The organism is Acuticoccus yangtzensis, from assembly GCF_001927245.1.
Taxonomy (GTDB): Bacteria; Pseudomonadota; Alphaproteobacteria; order Rhizobiales; family Amorphaceae; genus Acuticoccus; species Acuticoccus yangtzensis.
This window is the reverse complement of the sequence record NZ_MJUX01000001.1, coordinates 388,756-408,848: the sequence shown is the minus strand read 5'-3', so window position 1 is coordinate 408,848 and position 20,093 is coordinate 388,756. Positions and strand designations below refer to the sequence as shown.

Sequence of the window (20,093 nt, the reverse complement as noted above, 5' to 3'; positions counted from 1 at the left end):
GAGACTTCTTTGACGAGCGCGGACGACGTGATGGACAATGGGGGGACCCCTGGGGGGACGCTGAAAACGCTGGCGACGGCCGAGCTGACCGACATTCTGACGCTCTTGCCGCACCGCTATCCGTTCCTGATGATCGACCGCGTGATCGACATCGACGGCGACCGTTCGGGCATCGGCATCAAAAATGTGACCTACAATGAACCGCAGTTCATGGGTCACTTTCCGGGTGAGCCGGTGATGCCGGGCGTTTTGATGATCGAGGGTATGGCGCAGACGGCGGGGGTGCTGTGCATGCACGCCGAGGGCCGTGAGAAGCCGCGCCTCGTCTACCTGATGACCGTCGACAAGGCGAAGTTCAGGAAGCCGGTCCGCCCCGGCGACGTGATCGAATATCACATGAAGAAGGAACGCCAGCGCGGCAACATCTGGCGCTTCCATGGCGATGCGATCGTGTCCGGCACCCTGGTGGCCGAGGCGGACGTCTCCGCCATGATTGTACAAGAGTAGGCATTTGGCCCAAACCTCCCTGGCAGCGCGCCACCCGACGGCCATCGTCGAGGATGGTGCACAGATCGCCGATGGCGTGAAGATCGGCCCCAACGCCGTCATCGGCCCCCATGTGGTTCTCGCCGAGGGGGTTCAGATCGGCGCCAACGTGGTGGTCTCGGGCCATACCACGATCGGCCCGCGCACCCGGCTCTATCCGGGGGCGGTCGTCGGCGAGGGACCGCAGGACTTTTCCTATAAGGACGAGCCGACCGAACTCGTCATCGGCGCCGACTGCACGGTGCGCGAGCTCGTCACGATGAACGTCGGCACCGCCAAGGGGCACGGCCGCACCGTCATCGGCGACAACTGCTATTTCATGATCGGCTCCCATGTCGGACATGATTGCACGCTCGGCAACGGGGTCGTCCTCTCCAACCACGTCCTCCTGGGCGGCCACTGCCAGCTCGACGATTTCGTTCTGATCGGCGGGCAGACGGCGGTGCTGCAGCGCTCACGTATCGGCGCCTTCGCCTTCGTGGCGGGCCTCGCCGGCGTCACCAACGACGTGGTGCCCTACGCTTACGCCACGGGTCGCAAGGCGTGGATCCAGACGCTGAACCTCATCGGTCTGAAGCGGCGCGGCTTCGACCGTGCGGCCGTCGCCAAGATGCGCGCCGCCTATGCCATGCTGTTCGACGAGCACGGCAAGTTCGAGGACCGTACCGAGAAGCTGCGCGAGGCGATGGCGGGTGATCCCGTGGTCGACCGCATCCTCGCCTTCATCGACCAGGCCCCGCGCCGCCCCTACATGTCGACCCGCCGTGACCCGCGCCATGACGGCCCGCTCGACCAGACCGGCGACGCGGACGCCGACGACGAGGCATGAGGCGCCGCGCCGCCCCGGCGGCGCGAATGGCCGGGTTGGCCGCCCTCCCGGCGGCGCGAGAGGCCGGGGCGGCGGCCCTCCCGGTGGCGCGTGAGGCCGGGTTGGCCGCCTTCCCGGCGGCGCGTGAGGCCGGGGCGGCCGATGCCCGCCATGGTTGACGGTGCCGCGACCACGACGCATGGGGCTGAGGGGCCGCTCGGCATCGTCGCCGGCGCCGGCGGGCTTCCGTGGGAGGCGGCCGCCGCCATCGCGCCGCGCCGCCCGGTCGTCGTCTTCGCCATCGACCACGAGGCGGACCCCGTGCCGCAACTCGGCCCCGGCATCGCCGCGCACCGCTTTTCCTACGGACAACTCGGCCGTCTGCGCCGCCTCGCCCTCGACGCGAAGGTGCGGGACGTCCTTCTTCTCGGCACCGTCAGCACGAGGCCGGACTTCGCCGCCATGGTCCCCGACCTCGAGACGCTGCGTCTTCTGCCGCGCATCGTGCGGTCCGTCGTGGGCGGGGACGATACCATCGTGCGCAACCTCGTCGCGATGATCGAGGAGGAGGGGTTTCGCGTGGTGTCCGTGGCGGAGGCGGTGCCGGAGCTTCTGGCCGCGCCGGGCCCGGTCGGGCGATGCCTTCCGGGCTCGGCCCATGCGGCCGATATCGCCATGGGCGTGCAATATCTGGAGGCGTCGGCGCCGTTCGACGTGGGGCAGGGGGTGGTTGTGGTGGAAGGCCGGATCGTCGCCGTCGAGGGCGCGGAGGGGACCGATGCGATGCTGGACCGTGTGGCCGAGGTGCGCGCCCGCCGCCGCTTCCGCGCCGCGAAGGGGGCGGGCGTCCTCGTCAAACGCGCCAAACGGGGTCAGGAGATGCGCACCGACGTTCCGGTGATCGGCGCCGCCACCCTCGCCGGTGTGGTGAAGGCCGGGCTCGGCGGCATCGCCATTGAGGCCGGGCGCACCATCGTCGCCGAGCGCGCCGCCGTCGCGCGCGCCGCCGACAAGGTCGGCGTCTTCGTGGTGGCGCAATGACCGGCGCGGTGAATGCCGGCGGAGAGACCGCCGCCGCGGACGGGCGGCCGCTGAAGATCGCGATCATCGCCGGCGAGCCCTCCGGCGACCGGCTCGGCGGGGCGCTGATGCAGGCCCTGGCCGCGCGGCGCGAGATCCAATGGTGCGGCATCGGCGCGGAGGACATGACCGCCGCCGGGCTGACGCCCATTTTCGCCCAGGAGGAGGTTTCGGTGATGGGGATCGACGCCATCATCCGCCAGCTTCCCCGCCTGCTGGCGCGCATCCGCGAGGCGGCGGATGCGGTGATCGCCTTCCGCCCCGACGTCTTCGTCATCGTCGATTCGCCCGAATTCACGCACCGTGTGGCCAAGCGCGTGCGCCGCGCTCTGCCGGACGTGCCGATCGTCAACTATGTCAGCCCCACCGTGTGGGCGTGGCGGCCGGGGCGCGCGCGGGCGATGCGCCCTTATGTCGACCTCGTCATGGCGCTCTTCCCGTTCGAGCCCGCGGTGCACGAGCGCCTCGGCGGGCCGCGCTGCGTCTATGTCGGCCATCCTCTGTTCGAGAGGATGCGGGCGATCGCGCCGACCGGCGAGACGCTGCTGGTGCTCCCCGGAAGCCGCCGCCGCGAGATCGAGGACCTGATGCCCGTCTTCGGCGAGGCGCTCGGCCGGGTGGCGCCGCCGTGCCCCGTCGAGCTTCTCGCCGTGCCGCATCTGCGCGCGCGGATCGCAGAGCTGGCCGCGGCCTGGCCGGTGCCGGTCACCCTGCGCGACGGGGGCGAAAAGGCTGCCGTCTTCGGCCGCGCGCGGGCCGCCCTCGCTGCCTCCGGCACGGTGACGATGGAGCTCGCCGCCGCGCGCATCCCGATGGTGGTGGCCTACAAGCTCGATCTCGTCGGGCGCTTCGTGAAGTGGATCAATCCCCTGGTGCGCATCGTCACCGCCCCGTCGATGGTGCTCGCCAACATCGTCGTCGGCCGCAACGACATCCCCGCCTTTCTGGAGGACGAGGTGACGGCCGAGCGCCTCGCTGCCGCCCTCGGCCCTCTGCTGGTGGACGGATCGCCCGAGCGGGAGGCGCAATCGCGCGTGTTCGATGCGTTTACCGCCGCGATGAGCGTCGACACCTCGCCCGCCGATGCCGCCGCGGGCGCGGTGCTGGAGATGGTGCCGCAGGGTCTGGGCGCGCGGCCGTAGCCTCCGGCGGGCTCCTGCCCACCAGCGATCAGGGCCCGCCTGACCACCGGAACCGCCATCACGCTGCACCGCATGGCAGAGACGGCGGCACCTTCCCAAGGACAAGCGGCTAAAGCCGGCCTGCGGCTCCTTGGCAAGGCACCACCGTCTCCGCCAACGGATTTGCGCGATGGCGGCTCCGGCGATCAGGCTGAGGGGACCCGAGATGCGTGGACGCCTCGCAGGTGGTGGGGTGCCGGCTGTGGGGTGCGGAGGCCGCGCGGGGTGGCTCGCGTGTGGGTGGTGGCGTGGGGGTCAGTCGTAGCCGAGGTCGGCGGGGATCTGCCATGCGCGGGTGGGGCCGTTCGGCCGGGCGGTGGTGGTGTGCCACGTTCCGTCCGGTCCGCGGGTGAGCGCCGTGGCGCCGTGGTGCCGCAGCACCGTGCGATCGACGACGCCGGGCGCGGCGCAGACGGGGAGGCGCAGCACGGAGACGACGACCTCGGCGAGGGCGCAATCCTCGGTGACGGCGCGGGCCGAGTGTGGACGGGCGAGCCGGCCGTCGCCGAGCGGCAGCGTGCAGCCGACCGGGTCGCAAGAAGGGGCTCCGTCCGCGTCGGTGCTTTTCCCGTTGGTGCGTGGGTCGGCGTCGGCCTTCAGCCATAGGGTGGCCACGAAGCCGTCCGTGTCCCCCATCATGGTAAGGCGGCCGTCCGGGCCGCGGGCGGCGATGGTGAGGCCGTCTTCGGCGACGAGCGCGTCGTAACGCGGTCCGTGCGGGGCGAGGGCGAGGCCCGCCGCGATGGCGCCGAGGCCGAGGAGACGCCACGGCGCGGTGAAGATCGCGAGCCACACGAGGCCGAGCGCGGTGAGGACCGCCGCCGCCGGCGGGATGGCGCCTGTGAGCCCCGCGTCCCCCGTCGCCTCCGTGGCGGCGTGGGCGATGGCGAGGACGAGGTCCAGCCCCCAGCGCATCACCGTCAGCGGCAGCGCTTCGAGGCCGAGCGGCATCACGGCGAGGCCGATCACCCCGGCCGGCATCACGATGAAGGTGAAGATCGGCATGGCCGCGAGATTGGCCGGGAGGCCGAGCGGGGCGAGCCTGTGGAAATGGTAGGCCGAGGCGGGCGCCGTCGCGAGGCCGGCGATGAGGGATGTGAGGGCGAGGCCGATCAGGAAGGCCGCGACCGGCCGCGTCAGCCCGGTGCCGACGCGGATCCGCCTGCGCGACCACCATTCGTAGAAGCCGACGAGCGCGGTGACCGCCAGAAAGGACATCTGGAACGAGGGCTCGGTGACCGAGATCGGGTCCACCGTGATCACCACCGCCGCGGCGACGGCGATGGTGCGCATGGTGAGCGCCGGCCGGTCGACGAGGATGGCGGCGAGGCCCACCATCAGCATGACATAGGCGCGGATGGTGGCGACCGATCCGCCCGACAGGACGAGGTAGAAGGTGGCCGCCATGACGCCAGCGACGGCGGCCCATTTGCGGATCGGATGGCGCAGCGCCACGGCGGGCCACGCGGCGAGGACGAAGCGCACCGCGGCGAACACCGAGCCTGCCACCAGCGCCATGTGCAGCCCCGAGATCGCCAGGATGTGGCCGAGGCCCGACACCCGAAGCGCCTCGACGTCCTCCGGTGCCATGTCGCCGCGCTTGCCCACCAGGAGGGCGGTGGCGAAGGCGGCTCCGGCGGGGGAGGGCTCGGCAGCGGGGCGGGGTTCTGCGGAGTTGGCAGCGGAGGTGTCGGCGGAGGGGGCGAGAGCGGCCGTGATGCGTGACTCGACCGTGCGGCGCAGCGCGTCGGCCAGCGCGGCGGCGCTCCGGTCCGGCGGGCGGGTGACGGTGAGCGCGCCATAGCTGAAGCCGGTGGCGCCGATCCCGTCGAAGAAGAGGCGGCGGCTGGAATCGTAGCCGCCCGGATAGACCGGCCCCTGAAGCGGGAAGAGGCGCACCTTGCCGGTCACCGTCGCCCCCGCCGGGAAGGGGCCGCCTCCGCGCACCGACACGCGGATGCGCCGCGGCACCGGCCCGTCCAGCGTGGCGGCGGTGAGGGCGACGACGACGCTGTCCCGCCCCTCGCCGCGCCCCTCCGCTGAGACGACGAGGCCGGTGATGTCGGCGGTCTGCTGGTGGGTGATGACGGGCGTTCCGCCGAAACGCTCCTGCAGGCCGAGCGCCAGGAGCCCCGCCGTCAACGCGGCGGCGGCGAGGAGGGGCGGCGCGGTGACGGCGAAGAGGGCCGTGCGTCCGGCGGCGAAGCGCAGGCCGAGGAGCACGGCGAGCGCGGCCCCGCTGAGCGCGGGCGGCACGGCGAACGGGAGTTCGGCGGCGACGAAGATGCCCGCGACGGTGAGGACCGGCAGCCAGAGCTGAAACCGTCCGAAGGCGAGGTCGTGGGCGGCACATGCGGCGAACCATGCGGCGACGCCGGACGCGGCCCGCGGGCGGGGGATGACGAGGCTCACCGCCGGTCCGGCACGCTGCGCGGTCCCGGCCGGCGCGGTGTGCGGACCGGACCTTCGGTGGCGCCGGTGCTACTGCCGGTTCCGCCGCTGCTGCCGGTTCCGCTGCCGCCGCTGCCGGGGGCGTTCGCCGGGTTCGGCGGCGCGCGCTCTCGCCGAGGAGGCCTGCTGCGGCGCCAGACGGCTGCGGCGAGAGCGGCGGGGTCGGTCGCCGCCGCGGCCGAGAGGTTCGCGAAGGGATCGAGAGGCGGCGTCATGGCCGCAGCGCCTGGCCCGCTCCGCAACGCTCCACATGCGTGAGAGCGGGGCGCGGACACCGGAGCGGTCCGGCGAAGTGGCGGTGGCGGCCAGCGAAGCGCATCTTCCCTCTCCCGAAAGGGTCGACGCGGGCGGGGTCATCCCGCTAGTACCATCGCCGACAGCCTCATATTAGCGTGCTTCAGATGACCTCTCAATCCAAGGTGGTGACGCGGTTCGCACCGTCGCCGACCGGCTTCCTCCATATCGGCGGCGCCCGTACGGCGCTCTTCAACTGGCTGTTCGCCCGCCACCACGGCGGCGAGATGCGCCTCAGGATCGAGGACACCGACCGCGCCCGCTCCACCGCCGAGGCGATCGACGCGATCCTCGACGGCCTTTCGTGGCTCGGGCTCGAGGGTGACGGCGAGATCGTCTACCAGTCCGCCCGCGCGGCGCGGCACGCCGAGGTTGCGCACGAGCTGGTGGCCAAGGGCATGGCCTACCGCTGCTACACCACGCCCGAAGAGCTGCAGGCGATGCGCGAGAAGGCCGCAGCCGAGGGCCGCGCGCCGAAATATGACGGGACGTGGCGCGACAAGGACCCGTCCGAGGCGCCGGCCGGCGTCGACCCGGTGATTCGCCTGAAGGCGCCGCTGACCGGCGACACGGTGATCCCCGACATGGTGCAAGGCGAGGTGCGATTCGCCAACGAGAACCTCGACGATCTCATCATCCTGCGCTCGGACGGGACGCCCACCTACATGCTGGCCGTGGTGGTGGACGATCACGACATGGGCGTGACCCACATCATCCGCGGTGACGACCACCTGACGAATGCCGCCCGCCAGGCGCTGATCTACAAGGCGCTAGGGTGGGAGGTGCCCGAGATGGCGCACATCCCGCTGATCCACGGGCCGGACGGGGCGAAGCTCTCCAAGCGGCACGGTGCGCTCGGCGTCGACGCCTACAGGGCGATGGGCTATCTGCCGGAGGCGCTGCGCAATTATCTCGTGCGGCTCGGCTGGGCGCACGGGGACGACGAGTTCTTCTCCACGCGCGAGATGACGGAGCTCTTCAGCCTGGCCGCGGTCGGCCGCTCGCCGTCCCGCTTCGACTTCACGAAGCTGGAGAACATGAACGGCCATTATATGCGTGAGGCGACGCCGGACCGGCTGATGGCCGCGCTCGGCCCGGTGATCGCGGCGCAGGAGGACGCTGCGGCGATCGAGGCGGCGCTGGACGCGGGCGCGCGGGCCAAGCTCGAGATCCTGGTTCCGGGCCTTGCCGAGCGTGCCAAGACCATGGCCGAGCTTCTGGACGCGGCGCGCTTCCTGTGGGCGGAGCGGCCTCTCGCGATGGACGAGAAGGCGCAGAAGCTTCTCGCGGGGGACGCTCGCACGCATCTGGCGCGGCTGCACGAGCGGCTGTCCGTGGTGGATCCGTGGGGGGCGGACGGGCTGGAGAGCGAAGTCCGCCGCTATGCCGACGAGGCGGGGGTGAAGCTCGGCAAGGTGGCGCAGCCGCTGCGTGCCGCGCTGGTCGGCGCGGCGACGTCGCCCGGCATCTTCGACGTTCTCGTGGCGCTGGGTCGTGCCGAATCCCTGGGCCGGATCAAGGACCAGGCCGAGGCTTGAGCATCGGGCCGGCAGCGCGGCCGGCCGGCGCTCCCATTCACTGCGACGTGGTGTTTCGGTTCCCGCGATGCGCGGCTGACGTTCCGCGCGACGCGGCGTTGGCGGCAAGGCGCCGGCGATGGTGGTCCGGCGCATAGGGCGCGGGGCCATAGACAATCGCTATGGCCTCGTGCGCGGGAGTTGCGATCGGCCGCGGGGCCCGGTGGGGCCGCGGGTGTTCGGTCCCGGCGTTCGATTGGCATGCCACATATCTGATTTCCAGATCATGATCAGGGCGCTTGATGGGCGGGGACAGCTGGGATACTGGCAAGGGAGACAGATCAGAAGGGGACCGGATTGCGATCCGGTCTTATGATGCTGCCTGTTTTGCGGGCGAATGAAAGCGAGGCCGACGGATGACCACAGACTCCCAAGCACAATTCAACGTCGGTTCGGACGCCGTAAATTATGACGTCATGCCGGGCACGGAAGGCCCGTCCGTCGTCAACATCTCGTCCTTCTACAAGGACACCGGGATGTTCACTTACGATCCGGGCTTTACCTCGACCGCATCGTGCGAGTCGAAGATCACCTATATCGACGGTGATGCGGGCGTCCTTCTGTATCGCGGTTACCCGATCGAGCAGTTGGCCGAGCACGGGGACTTCCTGGAGTCCTGCTATCTCCTCCTCTACGGCGAATTGCCGACGATGAGCCAGAAGCAGGACTTCGTGAACCGTGTGACCCGTCACACGATGATCCACGAGCAGATGAACCGCTTCTATTCGGGCTTCCGGCGCGATGCGCACCCGATGGCGGTGATGGTGGGATGCGTCGGCGCGCTGTCGGCCTTCTACCACGACTCGACCGACATCACGGACCCGCAGGCCCGCGAGATCGCCTCGATCCGCATGGTCGCGAAGATGCCGACCATCGCGGCCTGGGCCTACAAGTATTCGATCGGCCAGCCGTTCGTTTACCCGCAGAACGACCTCGACTATTCGGCGAACTTCCTGCGGATGTGCTTCGCGGTCCCGTGCGAAGAGTACAAGGTGAACCCGGTTCTGGCGCGCGCCATGGACCGCATCTTCATCCTCCACGCCGATCACGAGCAGAACGCGTCCACCTCGACCGTGCGTCTGGCGGGCTCGTCGGGGGCGAACCCGTTCGCCTGTATCGCGGCCGGCATCGCCTGCCTGTGGGGCCCGGCCCATGGCGGCGCCAACGAAGCGGCGCTCAACATGCTGGATCAGATCGGCACCGCCGACCGGATCCCCGAGTTCATCGACCGCGCCAAGGACAAGAACGATCCGTTCCGCCTGATGGGCTTCGGTCACCGGGTCTACAAGAACTACGACCCGCGCGCGCGCATCATGCAGAAGACCTGCCATGAAGTGCTGAGCGAGCTCGGCATCAAGGACGATCCGCTCCTCGAAGTGGCGATGGAGCTGGAGAAGATCGCGCTGAACGATCCCTACTTCGTCGAGAAGAAGCTGTACCCGAACATCGACTTCTACTCGGGCATCACCCTGCGTGCGCTCGGCTTCCCGACGACGATGTTCACGGTGCTCTTCGCGCTCGCCCGCACCGTCGGCTGGATCGCCCAGTGGAAGGAGATGGTCGAGGATCCGGCGCAGCGCATCGGCCGTCCGCGCCAGCTCTACACCGGCTCGCCCAAGCGCGAATATATGCCGATTGCCCAGCGCTGAGGCTGACACGGGCGCTGCCGCCCGCCGGCTGCGACAGAATGCGACGCGCCGCCCCACGGGCGGCGCGTTTTGCGTTGGGAACGGCCGCCCTATGAAAGACCTCGACACCCACCGGCCCCTCGGAGGACACTCGTCCCATGATGCATGACCGCCTCAAAGACAGACTCCGTCCCGAGCGGCCCGCCCCGCGCGCGGCGCTCGTCACCGGGGCCACCGGCGGCCTCGGCGAGGCGTTCGCCCGCGCCTTGCCGGCGACCACCGACCTCGTTCTGACCGGCCGCGATCCGGAGAAGCTCGCCGCGCTGGAGGCTGAGTTCGGCAGCCGCGCGCGGATCGTCACGGCCGATCTCGCCACCGAGGAGGGCGTCGACGCGGTGGTGCGGGCGGCCAATGCGGCGGGCTGCGACCTCGTGATCAACAACGCCGGAGTGGGGGCCGTGGGGCGCTTCACGGAGGTGGACTTCGCCCGCCACCGCGACACGCTGCGCATCGACGTGGAGGCGCTGCTGGCGCTGACCCATGCGCTGATGCCGGCGATGATCGAGCGTGCGGCGCAGAGCGGCACGCGGGCCGGCCTCATCAACGTGTCGTCCTCCACCGCCTTCGTGCCGGTGCCGACCTTTGCCACCTATGCGGCGGCGAAGGCGCTGGTGTTGTCCTTTACCGAGGCGCTGGCGGCTGAGATGGACGGCGAGCCGATCGACATCCTGTGCGCCTGTCCGGGGCCGGTGCGTACCGATTTCGGCGCGCGGGCCGGCTACAAGGGGGCGGGGATGCCGGGGGCGATGGCGCCGGACAAGGTGGCCCGCCAGACCCTGAGCGCGCTGGGGCGGCAGACCACGGTGATGATCGGCCCGGTCTCCTCGGCCACGCTCGCCCCCGTGGCCCTCGCCCGCTCGATGGTGGGGCAGGCGTTCATGAAGGCCGGCCGGGTGATCGACCGCGTGCAGAGCCGTGATTGAGCCGTGGGGCGGGGACTGATGCGCCCTTCAAGAGGCTCGGTCCACCCCGGCGGCGGTGAGAGGCGATGAGCGGTGACGCGGCCGGAACCGCCACGGGCGCCGCCGGTTCGCCCGCTGCCTGTTCGCCCGCTGCTGGTTCGCACGCCGCCAATTCGCCCGCCGACGCCCGCTCGCTCGATGCGGTGGAGGCTGCGGCCTGGGCGATGCTGGAGGAGGGCGCCCGCTCGCGCCACGCCGCCTTCCACAGGATGAGTCTCGGCTCTTTCGGCTCCGGCGGATTTCCGGAGGTGCGAACGGTCATCCTGCGCGATGCGGACAGGGCGGCCCGCGCCGTTCGTTTCAACACGGATCGGCGCTCCCCCAAGGTGGCCGCCTTCAAGGCCGACCCGCGCTGCAGCCTGCTCCTTTACGACCATGAGGCGAAGGTGCAGGTGCGCCTCAAGGGGCGGGTGCAGCTTCATTATGGCGATCCGCTGGCGGCGCGGTTGTGGAGCGAGATGCGCGCCTTCTCCAAGAGCTGCTACGGCCAGCCCGTCGCGCCCAGTGCGGCGCTCGGGCCAGAGGGCGGCGTGGGGGCTGAGAACACCGAGGAGAGCGGGGCGGGCGCGGCGCTTTCCGCTCCGCCGCTGGACGACCGGCAGAGCTTTGCCAACTTTCTCCCCGTCATGGTTCACATCGCCAGCATCGACTGGTTATTTCTCTGCGCGGGCGGGCATCGGCGTGCCTTATTGTGCTATGGTGACAGTCCGAGCCGAACGTGGCTCGCCCCCTGACAATCGAAGGAGCGTGCATGCGGGGTCCCATCGCCCCCAAACCGGCGGCCATCGTCAAAGTGGCCGCGCTCGCCGTCGCGGCGTCGGCGGTCGGCCTCACCATGGCGGCGCGGTCGCTGGCGGACGTGGCGGGTGCCGCGTCGCCGCGCGGTGGCGCGGCGCTGGTCTGGGAGGACCAGCGGCTGACCGGGATCGACGGTGAGCCGTTCGACGCGGCGGCGCTGGCGGGCCGTGTCGTTCTCCTCGTCAACACCGCATCGCGCTGTGCCTTTACGCCGCAATATGAGGGGCTGGAGGCGTTGAACGCGGCCTATCGCGGCCTCGGCCTCACGGTTCTGGCGGTGCCGTCGAACGACTTCGGCGGCCAGGAGCCGGGCAGCGACGCCGATATCGCGAACTTTTGTACCAGCCGCTATAAGGTCTCCTTCCCGATGCTGCAGAAGGCGCCGGTGACGGGGTCGGGCGCGCATCCTCTGTTTGCCTGGGCGCGGCGTGCGGGCGGGCGCGCGGCTGTGCCGGGCTGGAATTTTCACAAGATCCTGATCGGGCGTGACGGACGCATCGCGGGGACCTTCGCGTCCTACGTGTCGCCGCGCTCGCCGCAGGTGATGGGCGCGGTCGAAGCCGCGCTCAGGACGACGGGGTTCTGATGGAGACCTATGGGCAAACGCCTCGCAAGGGGTACCGGCTGTGCGTGGGCATCGCGCTGTTTTCGCAGGCGGGCGAGGTGTTCCTCGGCAAGCGCGCCTCGCGCGGGGTGGTGCCGAGCTACTCGTGGCAGATGCCGCAGGGCGGGATCGACCACGGCGAGGACGCCATGTCGGCCGCGCGCCGCGAGCTGTTCGAGGAAACCAGCGTGACGTCGATCACCCCGATCGGCGAGATCGAGGGCTGGTTGCACTACGATCTGCCGAAGGACGTCGCCTCGTGGAAGGGGCGCTATCGCGGTCAAGCGCAGCGCTGGTTCGCCTTCCGCTTCACCGGCGACGAGAGCGAGATCAACGTGGCCGAGCCGCCCGACGGTCACAGCGTGGAGTTCTCGCACTGGCAGTGGGCGCCGCTCGCCGAGGTGCCGGGCCTCGTCGTGCCGTTCAAGCGCGAGGTCTATGATTACGTGGTGGACGCCTTCGCCTCGGTCGCCGGCGGCGGGGCCTTGCACGCGCCGCAGCGCCACGCTATTTAGGCCCGACACTCAGGTTACAGATCTCAACCGGGTTGGCGCCTTCGGGGGCCGGCCCATTCGGCGTTTCCGGCAGCCTGCTCGCGCGGTGCGAATGCCGGGCGGGATGCGCCGGGATGAGCGAGGTTTCTTTGGACGACGACCGGATATTGACCGAAACCGGCCTCGAGGCGCGTGTCGCGAAGATCGTGATTCCGAGCCTCGATGGTCTCGGCTATCGTCTGGTGCGCGTACGCATCACGGCGCAGAACGGCTGCACGGTGCAGATCATGGCCGAAAGGCCCGACGGGACGCTGAACATCGAGGACTGCGAGGCGATCAGCCATGCTGTTTCTCCCGCCCTCGATGTCGACGATCCGATCTCCAAGGCGTATCATCTCGAAGTGTCGTCGCCCGGCATCGACCGTCCGTTGGTCCGCCGGGAGGATTTCGAGCGCTGGTCCGGCAACGAGGCCAAGTTGGAGACCGCGATTCCGGTCGACGGTCGCCGCCGCTGGCGCGGCATCATCCTCGGCCTCGACGGGGACAATGTGCATCTGCGTCTGTCCGAGCTCGGTGGAGAGAAAGTGTTCGTTCCGCTCGGTGAATTGTCCGACGCGCGTCTGGTCCTGACCGACGCGTTGATCGCCCAGTCGCTGAAGGCGGGCAAGAATGCGGAGCTGAACTAGCCGTACGGGGCCGGCCGCGACCCTTCAAGGGATCGCGGCGCCCGTTGCGGCGAAGCAGCGGATCGACGGTCGCGGCCCCGGAAGGGTCCGGCCAGACGGATCAGAGACCGTGCCGACGCGCGGCCAGATGGATCAAGGACCGCGCCGACGCGTGGTCAGAGTGGGACGGAAACGGTATGGCAGTCAGCGCGAACAAGCTGGAATTGTTGCAGATCGCCGATGCGGTGGCGCGCGAAAAGCAGATCGACCGCGGCATCGTCATCGAGGCGATGGAAGACGCGATCCAGAAGGCTGCCCGCGCCCGCTACGGCCAGGAGACCGAGATCCGCGCCGAGATCAATCCGAAGACCGGCGAGACGCGGCTGCAGCGCCTGCTCCTCGTGGTCGAGGAATTGGAAAATCCGGCGACACAGATCGAGCTGAAGGACGCGCTCGCGAAGAACCCGGCCGCGCAGGTGGGCGACTTCATCGCCGATCCGCTGCCGCCGATCGAGTTCGGCCGCGTCGCCACCCAGTCGGCCAAGCAGGTCATCGTGCAGAAGGTGCGCGAGGCCGAGCGCGACCGGCAATATGACGAGTACAAGGACCGCGTCGGCGACATCATCAACGGCATCGTCAAGCGCGCCGAATACGGTAACGTGATCGTCGATCTCGGCCGCGGCGAGGCGATCTGCCGGCGCGATCAGCTCATCCCGCGCGAGGTGTTCCGTCCCGGCGACCGCATCCGCGCCTACGTGATGGACGTGCGCCGCGAGCCGCGCGGGCCGCAGATCTTCCTGTCCCGCACGCATCCCCAGTTCACCGCTTGCCTGTTCCGCCAGGAGGTGCCGGAAATCTATGACGGCGTGATCGAGGTGAAGTCGGTCGCCCGCGATCCGGGCAGCCGCGCCAAGATCGCCGTGATCAGCCGCGATTCCTCCATCGACCCCGTGGGCGCCTGCGTCGGTATGCGCGGCAGCCGCGTGCAGGCCGTGGTGCAGGAGCTGCAGGGCGAGAAGATCGACATCATCCCCTGGTCGCCCGATGCCGCGACGTTCATCGTCAACGCGCTGCAGCCGGCGGAAGTCGCCAAGGTGGTGCTGGACGAGGATTCGGAGCGCATCGAGGTGGTGGTGCCGGACGAGCAGCTCTCGCTCGCCATCGGCCGCCGCGGCCAGAACGTGCGCCTCGCCTCGCAGCTCACCGGCTGGGACATCGACATCCTGACCGAGCAGGAAGAGTCCGAGCGGCGCCAGAAGGAATTCAACGAGCGCACCCAGCTTTTCGTCGACGGTCTGAACGTCGACGAAGTGGTGGGTCAGCTTCTCGCCTCCGAGGGCTTCACCTCCATGGAGGAGGTCGCCTATGTGGACCTCGACGAGATCGCCTCGATCGAAGGGTTCGACGAGGAGACGGCCGAGGAAATCCAGGCCCGCGCCCGCGATAACTTGGACGAGCGTGAGCGTCTGAACGACGAGGAGCGCCGGGCGCTCGGCGTCGAGGACGATCTGCGCGAGGTTCCGGGGATCACCACCGCGATGATGGTGGCGCTCGGCAAGGACGACGTGAAGTCTCTCGAGGATTTCGCGGGCTCCGTGCCTGACGATCTCGTCGGCTGGGTGGAGAAGCGCGGCTCGGAGACTATTCGTCACACCGGCCCGCTCGCCGAGTTCGGCGTGTCGCGCGCCGATGCGGAACAGATGATCATGACCGCGCGCGTCGTCGCCGGCTGGATCAGCGAAGACGACCTCGTCGGCGACGCGGGCGACGATCTGGACGCCGAGGCGCTGGACGACGAGGATCTGGCCGCCGCCGAGCTGGCCGACGCCGATCTGGGCGATGCCGATCTGGACAGCGACGATCTGGCCGGCGACGAGGCGGCCGACGTGGAACTGGCCGAGGACGATCCGGCCGACGCCGATCTCGCCGAGGCCGACGCTGGCGAAGACGATGCCGGTGACGACGATGCCGGCGAAGAGGGCGACGACGACGAAAAGCCTTTGGAGAGTGCATCCTGACGGCGCGCGCGCCAAAATCTCCGCAGCGCACCTGCCTGGTGACGCGCCGTAAGGGGACGCCCGAGACGATGATTCGTTTCGTGCTCTCCCCCGACGGTGTCGTCGTGCCGGATGTCAGGCGTAAACTGCCCGGACGCGGTGTCTGGGTGGAGGCTTCGGCGGAACGCATCGCCGAGGCGGTGAAGAAGCGGGTCTTTTCCCGCGGCTTCAAGGCGCAGGTGGAGGCGCCCGACACGTTGCCGGAGCAGGTGGGTCATCTGCTGCGGCGGGCGGCGCTGGAGCGTCTGGCGTTCGCCCACAAGGCCGGTCTGGTGACCGCAGGGTTCGAAAAGGTGAGGGCGGAGGTGGCCGCGGGCCGCATTCGCGGGCTCGTTTTCGCGTCCGACGCGGCCGTCGACGGCCGACGTAAGGTCGAAGCGCTTGCCAAGAAGGCCTTCGATCTCCATAACAAGCTAGACGTGGTCGACGTGTTCGATTCAGCCGAGCTGGAACGCACTTTGGGTCGGGAACGTGTGGTTCATGCCGCACTCGCGCCTGGTCGACTAGCTGAACTCTTTATCCTGGATGCTTCGCGCTTGCGCGTGTACCACTTTGGCGGCACGCAGAGCGATACGCATTCTGATCAACCCGACGAACTCCGGTTCGCAGGACCAATTGCTATATGAGCGAAACGAACGACACCGGCGATCAAGGCGGCCGGAAGCAGACCTTGTCGCTTTCTTCGCGCCGTGGCGGCGTGGAGAAGGGGACGGTGCGTCAGAGCTTCTCGCATGGCCGTACGAAGTCGGTCGTTGTCGAGAAGAAGAAGCGTCGCGTCGTGGTGCCGGGGCAGGATACGCCCCAGCCTGCGGCGGAGCCGCGCCGTCAGCAGGCCGCCCCGGCGGCCGAGGCGCAGCGTCGCGAGGCCCCGGCTCAGCCGGCGGCGCCGCGTCGCGATGCCGCTCCGGCGGCCTCCGCTGCCCCGACAGCTCCGGCGGCCGAGCCCGCCGACGCTCCCTCCGCTGCCGCCGAACCGGCAGCCGAGGTGACGACGCCGGCACAACCGGCAACGTCCACCCCCGCACAGGCGACGGCTGCGGATGCCTCCGGCGTCTCGCGTCCGCCAACGGCCGAGGAATTGGCCGCGCAGGCGCTGAACATGCCGCGCCGTCCGCGCATCATCGGCAAGGCCGAGGTGCGCACTCAGCCGCCGGCGCCCGCCGCCCCGGCCGAGGACGGTCCGCGCCGCCGCTCCGCCCACGCCTCCACCCCCGGTCCGCGCGGCGCCCAGTCGCGCGCCGGTGATGGCCGATCCGACCGCGACGCCCGCGGCGGACGTGATGGTGGCCGTGACGGCGGCCGCAACGCCGCTCCGCGCGGCAACGATCGCGGCGGCCGTGACGATCGCGGCACCCGTCCCGGCGATCGCGGCTCCGACCGCCGCGCCGGCGGCGGCCAGGTGCACCGCACCCTGTCGCGCGCCGAGCAGGAGGCCCGCGCCCGCGCCCTCGCCATGGCCCGCTCGCAGGAGAGCGAGCAGAAGAAGCGTGCCGAGGAAGAGGCGGTTCGCGAGCGCGAAGCCATCGTCGCCGCCAAGCGCCAGCTCGCCGAAGAGGAGCTGCGCAAGGAGCGTGAGGAGGCCCGCCGCCAGGCCGAGGCCGAGCTCGCCGCCCGCCGCGCCGCGAAGGAAGCGGAGGACGCCAAGAACAAGGCGGCCGACGCCTCCGTGTCGCCCGAAGAGGCGGCGGATGCCCGCGGTGCGCGTGGCAGCGCCCCGGTCGTGCGCCGCAAGGACGCGCTGGAAGAGGACGAGGCCGCGTCCGCCAAGGCCAAGAAGGCCCGCGCGACTCCGACCAAGACCGCGACCAAAGGCGACGACCGCCGCAAGACCAAGCTGACGATCACCACCGCGCTCGACGACGATTCGGAGCGGGGCCGGTCGCTGGCCGCCCTGCGCCGTCGCCGCGAGAAGCAAAAAGGCGGTGGCTCGCGCTCGGGTCCCCGCGAGAAGATTATGCGTGAAGTCACCATCCCCGATGCGATTTCCATCCAGGATCTCGCCTCCCGTATGTCCGAACGCGGTGTGGACGTCATCAAGCTCCTGATGAAGCAGGGGCAGATGCACAAGATCACCGACATCATCGACGCCGACACCGCCGAACTGGTGGTGACGGAGTTCGGCCACACGGTGAAGCGCGTCTCCGAAGCGGACGTCGAGACGGGTCTGTTCGATGAACGTGACTTCGACACGGAGAACGCGATTTCGCGTCCCCCTGTCGTCACGATCATGGGCCACGTCGACCACGGCAAGACGTCACTGCTGGACGCGATCCGCAAGGCCAACGTCGTCTCCGGCGAGGCCGGCGGCATCACCCAGCACATCGGCGCCTATCAGGTCGATATCGGCAACGGCAAGGTCACCTTCCTCGACACGCCGGGCCACGCCGCCTTCACGGCCATGCGTGCCCGCGGTGCCAAGGCGACGGACATCGTCATCCTCGTGGTGGCGGCCGACGACGGCGTCATGCCGCAGACCCAGGAGGCGATCAGCCACGCCAAGGCGGCCGGTGTGCCGATGATCGTGGCGATCAACAAGATCGACAAGCCGTCCGCCGATCCGCAGCGCGTCCGCACGGACCTTCTGCAGTACGACGTGGTGGTCGAAAGCCTGTCGGGCGACGTGCAGGACGTCGAAGTCTCCGCCCACACCGGGCAGGGCCTCGAAGACCTTCTGAACGCTTGTCTGCTGCAGGCCGAGGTGCTGGAGCTCAAAGCCAACCCGGACCGCGAGGCCCAGGGCGTGGTGGTCGAGGCCCAGCTCGACAAGGGCCGCGGCGCCGTCGCGACCTGCCTCGTGCAGCAGGGCACGCTCAAGGTGGGCGACATCCTCGTCGCCGGTACCGAGTGGGGCAAGGTCCGCGCTCTCGTCACCGACACTGGCGAGCGGGTGAAGGAAGCGGGCCCGTCCATGCCGGTCGAGGTTCTCGGCCTCAACGCCACACCGGAAGCCGGCGACCAGTTCGTGGTCGTGGAGTCCGAGCAGCGGGCGCGTGAGATCACCGAGTACCGTGACCGCGTGAAGCGCGAGGCGTCCGCCGCCCCGTCGACCGCGATGTCGCTCGAGCAGATGATGACCAACCTCCAGAACAACGGGCTCTCCGAGTTCCCGCTGGTTCTGAAGGCGGACGTCCAGGGCTCGGCCGAGGCGATCAACGGTGCGCTCGAGAAGCTCAACACCGACGAGGTGGCCGCCCGCATCCTGCATCAGGGCGTCGGCGCCATCACCGAGTCGGACGTCACCCTGGCGGCGGCGACCGGCGGCATCATCATCGGCTTCAACGTGCGTGCCAACAAGCAGGCGCGCGACGCGGCCGACCGTGCGGGCGTCGAGATCCGTTACTACTCGATCATCTACAACCTGATCGACGACGTGAAGGAAGCGATGTCCGGCATGCTGGCGCCGGAACGCCGTGAGACGTTCATCGGTTATGCCGAGATCCTGCAGGTCTTCAACATCACGAAGATCGGCAAGGTGGCCGGTTGCCGTGTGACGGACGGCATGGTGGAGCGCGGCTCCGGCGTGCGCCTCCTGCGCGACAACGTGGTGATCCACGAAGGCACCCTGAAGACGCTGAAGCGCTTCAAGGACGAGGTGAAGGAAGTCCAGTCCGGTCAGGAGTGCGGCATGGCCTTCGAGAAGTACGAGGACATTCGCGAAGGCGACGTCATCGAGTGCTTCCGCGTCGAAGAGGTGGAGCGCACGCTGGCCTAAGGGCCGGCGGCGTGCCATCATCGGTTGAGTTTCGGAGGGGCCTATGCGTTCCGTTGAGCAGACGCCGTCGATCGAGAATGCCATCGTCCTGCCCGTTCGCTCGGGCAGCCTGACGAACCGGGAAATTCTCGTGAGCCTGATCGAGTTTGCGCGATCCGAAGCCGCCGACGACGGTGAGGTCCTGTGCTCGCAGCTTCTCGATGCCGCTTTGATGGCGCTCGACCTCGACGACGCATCGCTCTCATCGCCGGGTTCCGATCCGGCGATGAACGATGCGTTGGTCGACGAGATGGACCGCGTATCGGCGACGCTCGAGGGCAAGCTCGACGCGTGGGACGCGATCCTCGATCAGGTCGACGACGGCCGCCGGGCCTTTGCCGCACGTGCGACCGAGCATGGCGGAGGGGCCTGATCCGTCGGATCTCGGCCTCTCATGGCCGGTTGTGCGCGACCGGATCTTCCGGTTCGCGCGCAACATCGTCCGTTTCGAGCGGACGATTGACAGGCTGGTCCACGGGCAAGCTCGGGATCGCAAAGACCTCAACGAACTCCTTGAACGAATGAGAAAGATCGAGGCGCAACACGAGCTGATTATCCGTCTGCTCGAACGTGAACGCTCTCGATAGGCCAGACTGAACGACGCCGGTCCGATCCCGGCCGACAAAAGTGCGAAGACCATGCAATCACAACGCCAGCTGCGCGTGGGCGAGCTCGTCCGCCACGCGCTATCCGATATTCTCATGCGCGGCGGGACCTACGATCCCGATATCGACCGCCAACCCATCACCGTGCCCGAAGTGCGCATGACGCCGGATCTGAAGATCGCCACGGTATTCGTCATGCCGCTCGGCGGCGCGAACGCGGACGTCATCGTGAAAGCCCTCGCGCGTCAGGCCAAGCCCCTGCGCGGCCAGCTTTCGCGGCAGATCCGCCAACTGAAATACATGCCCGAGTTGCGCTTCCGCCTCGACACGCGGTTCGACGATGACGACCGCATGCGCGACGCGCTGGCCGAGCCCGAGGTCGCACGCGATCTCGGTGCGGAAGAGGGGGGCGGCGATGCCGGCACCCCCCGCGCAACGGACATCCCCCATGCATCCGGCACCGACTCCCCGGCGACCCCCGCCGCGGACGATCGGACGTCAGGCGGCAACCAATAAACGAGTGAGCGAAGTA

General features: G+C 69.4%; 18 protein-coding genes. 16 read left to right on the top strand and 2 right to left on the bottom strand.

Going from position 1 to position 20,093, the window contains the following annotated elements:
• Window positions 1-30 precede the first annotated feature (30 nt).
• The 4 genes from fabZ (at window position 31) to BIX52_RS01790 (ending at window position 3,576) form a co-directional block, all read left to right on the top strand.
• The gene (gene fabZ, locus BIX52_RS01805; protein WP_075220092.1) at window positions 31-507 is read left to right on the top strand and encodes a 3-hydroxyacyl-ACP dehydratase FabZ; all 477 of its coding nucleotides are present in this window, start codon (window positions 31-33) and stop codon (window positions 505-507) included.
• A 4-nt stretch (window positions 508-511) separates the two neighbouring features.
• A complete protein-coding gene (lpxA, locus tag BIX52_RS01800) occupies window positions 512-1,375 on the top strand; it encodes an acyl-ACP--UDP-N-acetylglucosamine O-acyltransferase (protein WP_075219291.1) in 864 nt (287 codons plus the stop codon).
• Between the two features lie 141 nt (window positions 1,376-1,516).
• A complete protein-coding gene (locus BIX52_RS01795; RefSeq protein WP_108676381.1) occupies window positions 1,517-2,395 on the top strand; it encodes an LpxI family protein in 879 nt (292 codons plus the stop codon).
• Window positions 2,392-3,576 (top strand): lipid-A-disaccharide synthase, encoded by a 1,185-nt coding sequence (locus tag BIX52_RS01790; protein WP_075219289.1) that lies wholly within the window; start codon window positions 2,392-2,394, stop codon window positions 3,574-3,576. The genes BIX52_RS01795 and BIX52_RS01790 overlap by 4 nt, the downstream gene beginning before the upstream one ends.
• A 294-nt stretch (window positions 3,577-3,870) precedes the next feature.
• Here the strand turns inward: BIX52_RS01790 and BIX52_RS01785 are convergent, their stop codons facing one another.
• Complete coding sequence (locus BIX52_RS01785; protein WP_075219288.1) at window positions 3,871-6,027, bottom strand: ComEC/Rec2 family competence protein; 2,157 nt, start codon at window positions 6,025-6,027, stop codon at window positions 3,871-3,873.
• A gap of 440 nt (window positions 6,028-6,467) precedes the next feature.
• Between BIX52_RS01785 and gltX the strand changes: the two genes are divergently transcribed.
• From gltX to BIX52_RS01730, 11 genes are all read left to right on the top strand, one after another.
• Window positions 6,468-7,898, top strand: coding sequence for a glutamate--tRNA ligase (gene gltX, locus BIX52_RS01780; RefSeq protein ID WP_075220091.1), 1,431 nt, complete (start codon window positions 6,468-6,470; stop codon window positions 7,896-7,898).
• A 395-nt stretch (window positions 7,899-8,293) separates the two neighbouring features.
• Complete coding sequence (gene gltA / locus BIX52_RS01775; RefSeq protein WP_075219287.1) at window positions 8,294-9,586, top strand: citrate synthase; 1,293 nt, start codon at window positions 8,294-8,296, stop codon at window positions 9,584-9,586.
• A gap of 137 nt (window positions 9,587-9,723) precedes the next feature.
• Window positions 9,724-10,548, top strand: a complete 825-nt coding sequence (locus tag BIX52_RS01770) for an SDR family NAD(P)-dependent oxidoreductase (protein ID WP_083659935.1) — start codon at window positions 9,724-9,726, stop codon at window positions 10,546-10,548.
• 65 nt (window positions 10,549-10,613) lie between these two features.
• On the top strand, window positions 10,614-11,321 hold the full coding sequence (locus BIX52_RS01765; RefSeq protein WP_083659934.1) for a pyridoxamine 5'-phosphate oxidase family protein: 708 nt from the start codon (window positions 10,614-10,616) through the stop codon (window positions 11,319-11,321).
• Window positions 11,322-11,338: 17 nt separating this feature from the next.
• Window positions 11,339-11,971 carry a glutathione peroxidase gene (locus BIX52_RS01760; protein WP_171973570.1) on the top strand — a complete coding sequence of 211 codons (633 nt, stop codon included), beginning with the start codon at window positions 11,339-11,341 and terminating at the stop codon, window positions 11,969-11,971.
• Window positions 11,971-12,504, top strand: coding sequence for an RNA pyrophosphohydrolase (locus BIX52_RS01755; RefSeq protein WP_075219286.1), 534 nt, complete (start codon window positions 11,971-11,973; stop codon window positions 12,502-12,504). The genes BIX52_RS01760 and BIX52_RS01755 overlap by 1 nt, the downstream gene beginning before the upstream one ends.
• Before the next feature lie 113 nt (window positions 12,505-12,617).
• Window positions 12,618-13,169, top strand: a complete 552-nt coding sequence (gene rimP / locus BIX52_RS01750) for a ribosome maturation factor RimP (protein ID WP_075219285.1) — start codon at window positions 12,618-12,620, stop codon at window positions 13,167-13,169.
• A gap of 176 nt (window positions 13,170-13,345) precedes the next feature.
• Window positions 13,346-15,166 carry a transcription termination factor NusA gene (gene nusA / locus BIX52_RS01745; RefSeq protein WP_083659933.1) on the top strand — a complete coding sequence of 607 codons (1,821 nt, stop codon included), beginning with the start codon at window positions 13,346-13,348 and terminating at the stop codon, window positions 15,164-15,166.
• Window positions 15,160-15,831 carry an RNA-binding protein gene (locus tag BIX52_RS01740; protein WP_083659932.1) on the top strand — a complete coding sequence of 224 codons (672 nt, stop codon included), beginning with the start codon at window positions 15,160-15,162 and terminating at the stop codon, window positions 15,829-15,831. Before nusA ends, BIX52_RS01740 begins: the two co-directional genes overlap by 7 nt.
• Window positions 15,828-18,917: a translation initiation factor IF-2 gene (infB, locus tag BIX52_RS01735; RefSeq protein WP_075219283.1), complete on the top strand. Its 3,090-nt coding sequence runs from the start codon at window positions 15,828-15,830 to the stop codon at window positions 18,915-18,917. The genes BIX52_RS01740 and infB overlap by 4 nt, the downstream gene beginning before the upstream one ends.
• A 43-nt stretch (window positions 18,918-18,960) precedes the next feature.
• On the top strand, window positions 18,961-19,329 hold the full coding sequence (locus tag BIX52_RS01730) for a hypothetical protein (RefSeq protein WP_075219282.1): 369 nt from the start codon (window positions 18,961-18,963) through the stop codon (window positions 19,327-19,329).
• A gap of 19 nt (window positions 19,330-19,348) precedes the next feature.
• Here BIX52_RS01730 and BIX52_RS23180 read toward each other — a convergent pair whose 3' ends face one another.
• The gene (locus BIX52_RS23180) at window positions 19,349-19,501 is read right to left on the bottom strand and encodes a hypothetical protein (protein ID WP_157956181.1); all 153 of its coding nucleotides are present in this window, start codon (window positions 19,499-19,501) and stop codon (window positions 19,349-19,351) included.
• Between the two features lie 48 nt (window positions 19,502-19,549).
• Here BIX52_RS23180 and rbfA point away from each other — a divergent pair, with 48 nt between their 5' ends.
• Entirely contained in the window at window positions 19,550-20,077 is a 528-nt protein-coding gene (gene rbfA, locus BIX52_RS01720) for a 30S ribosome-binding factor RbfA (RefSeq protein WP_342743813.1), read from the top strand.
• Window positions 20,078-20,093 lie beyond the last annotated feature (16 nt).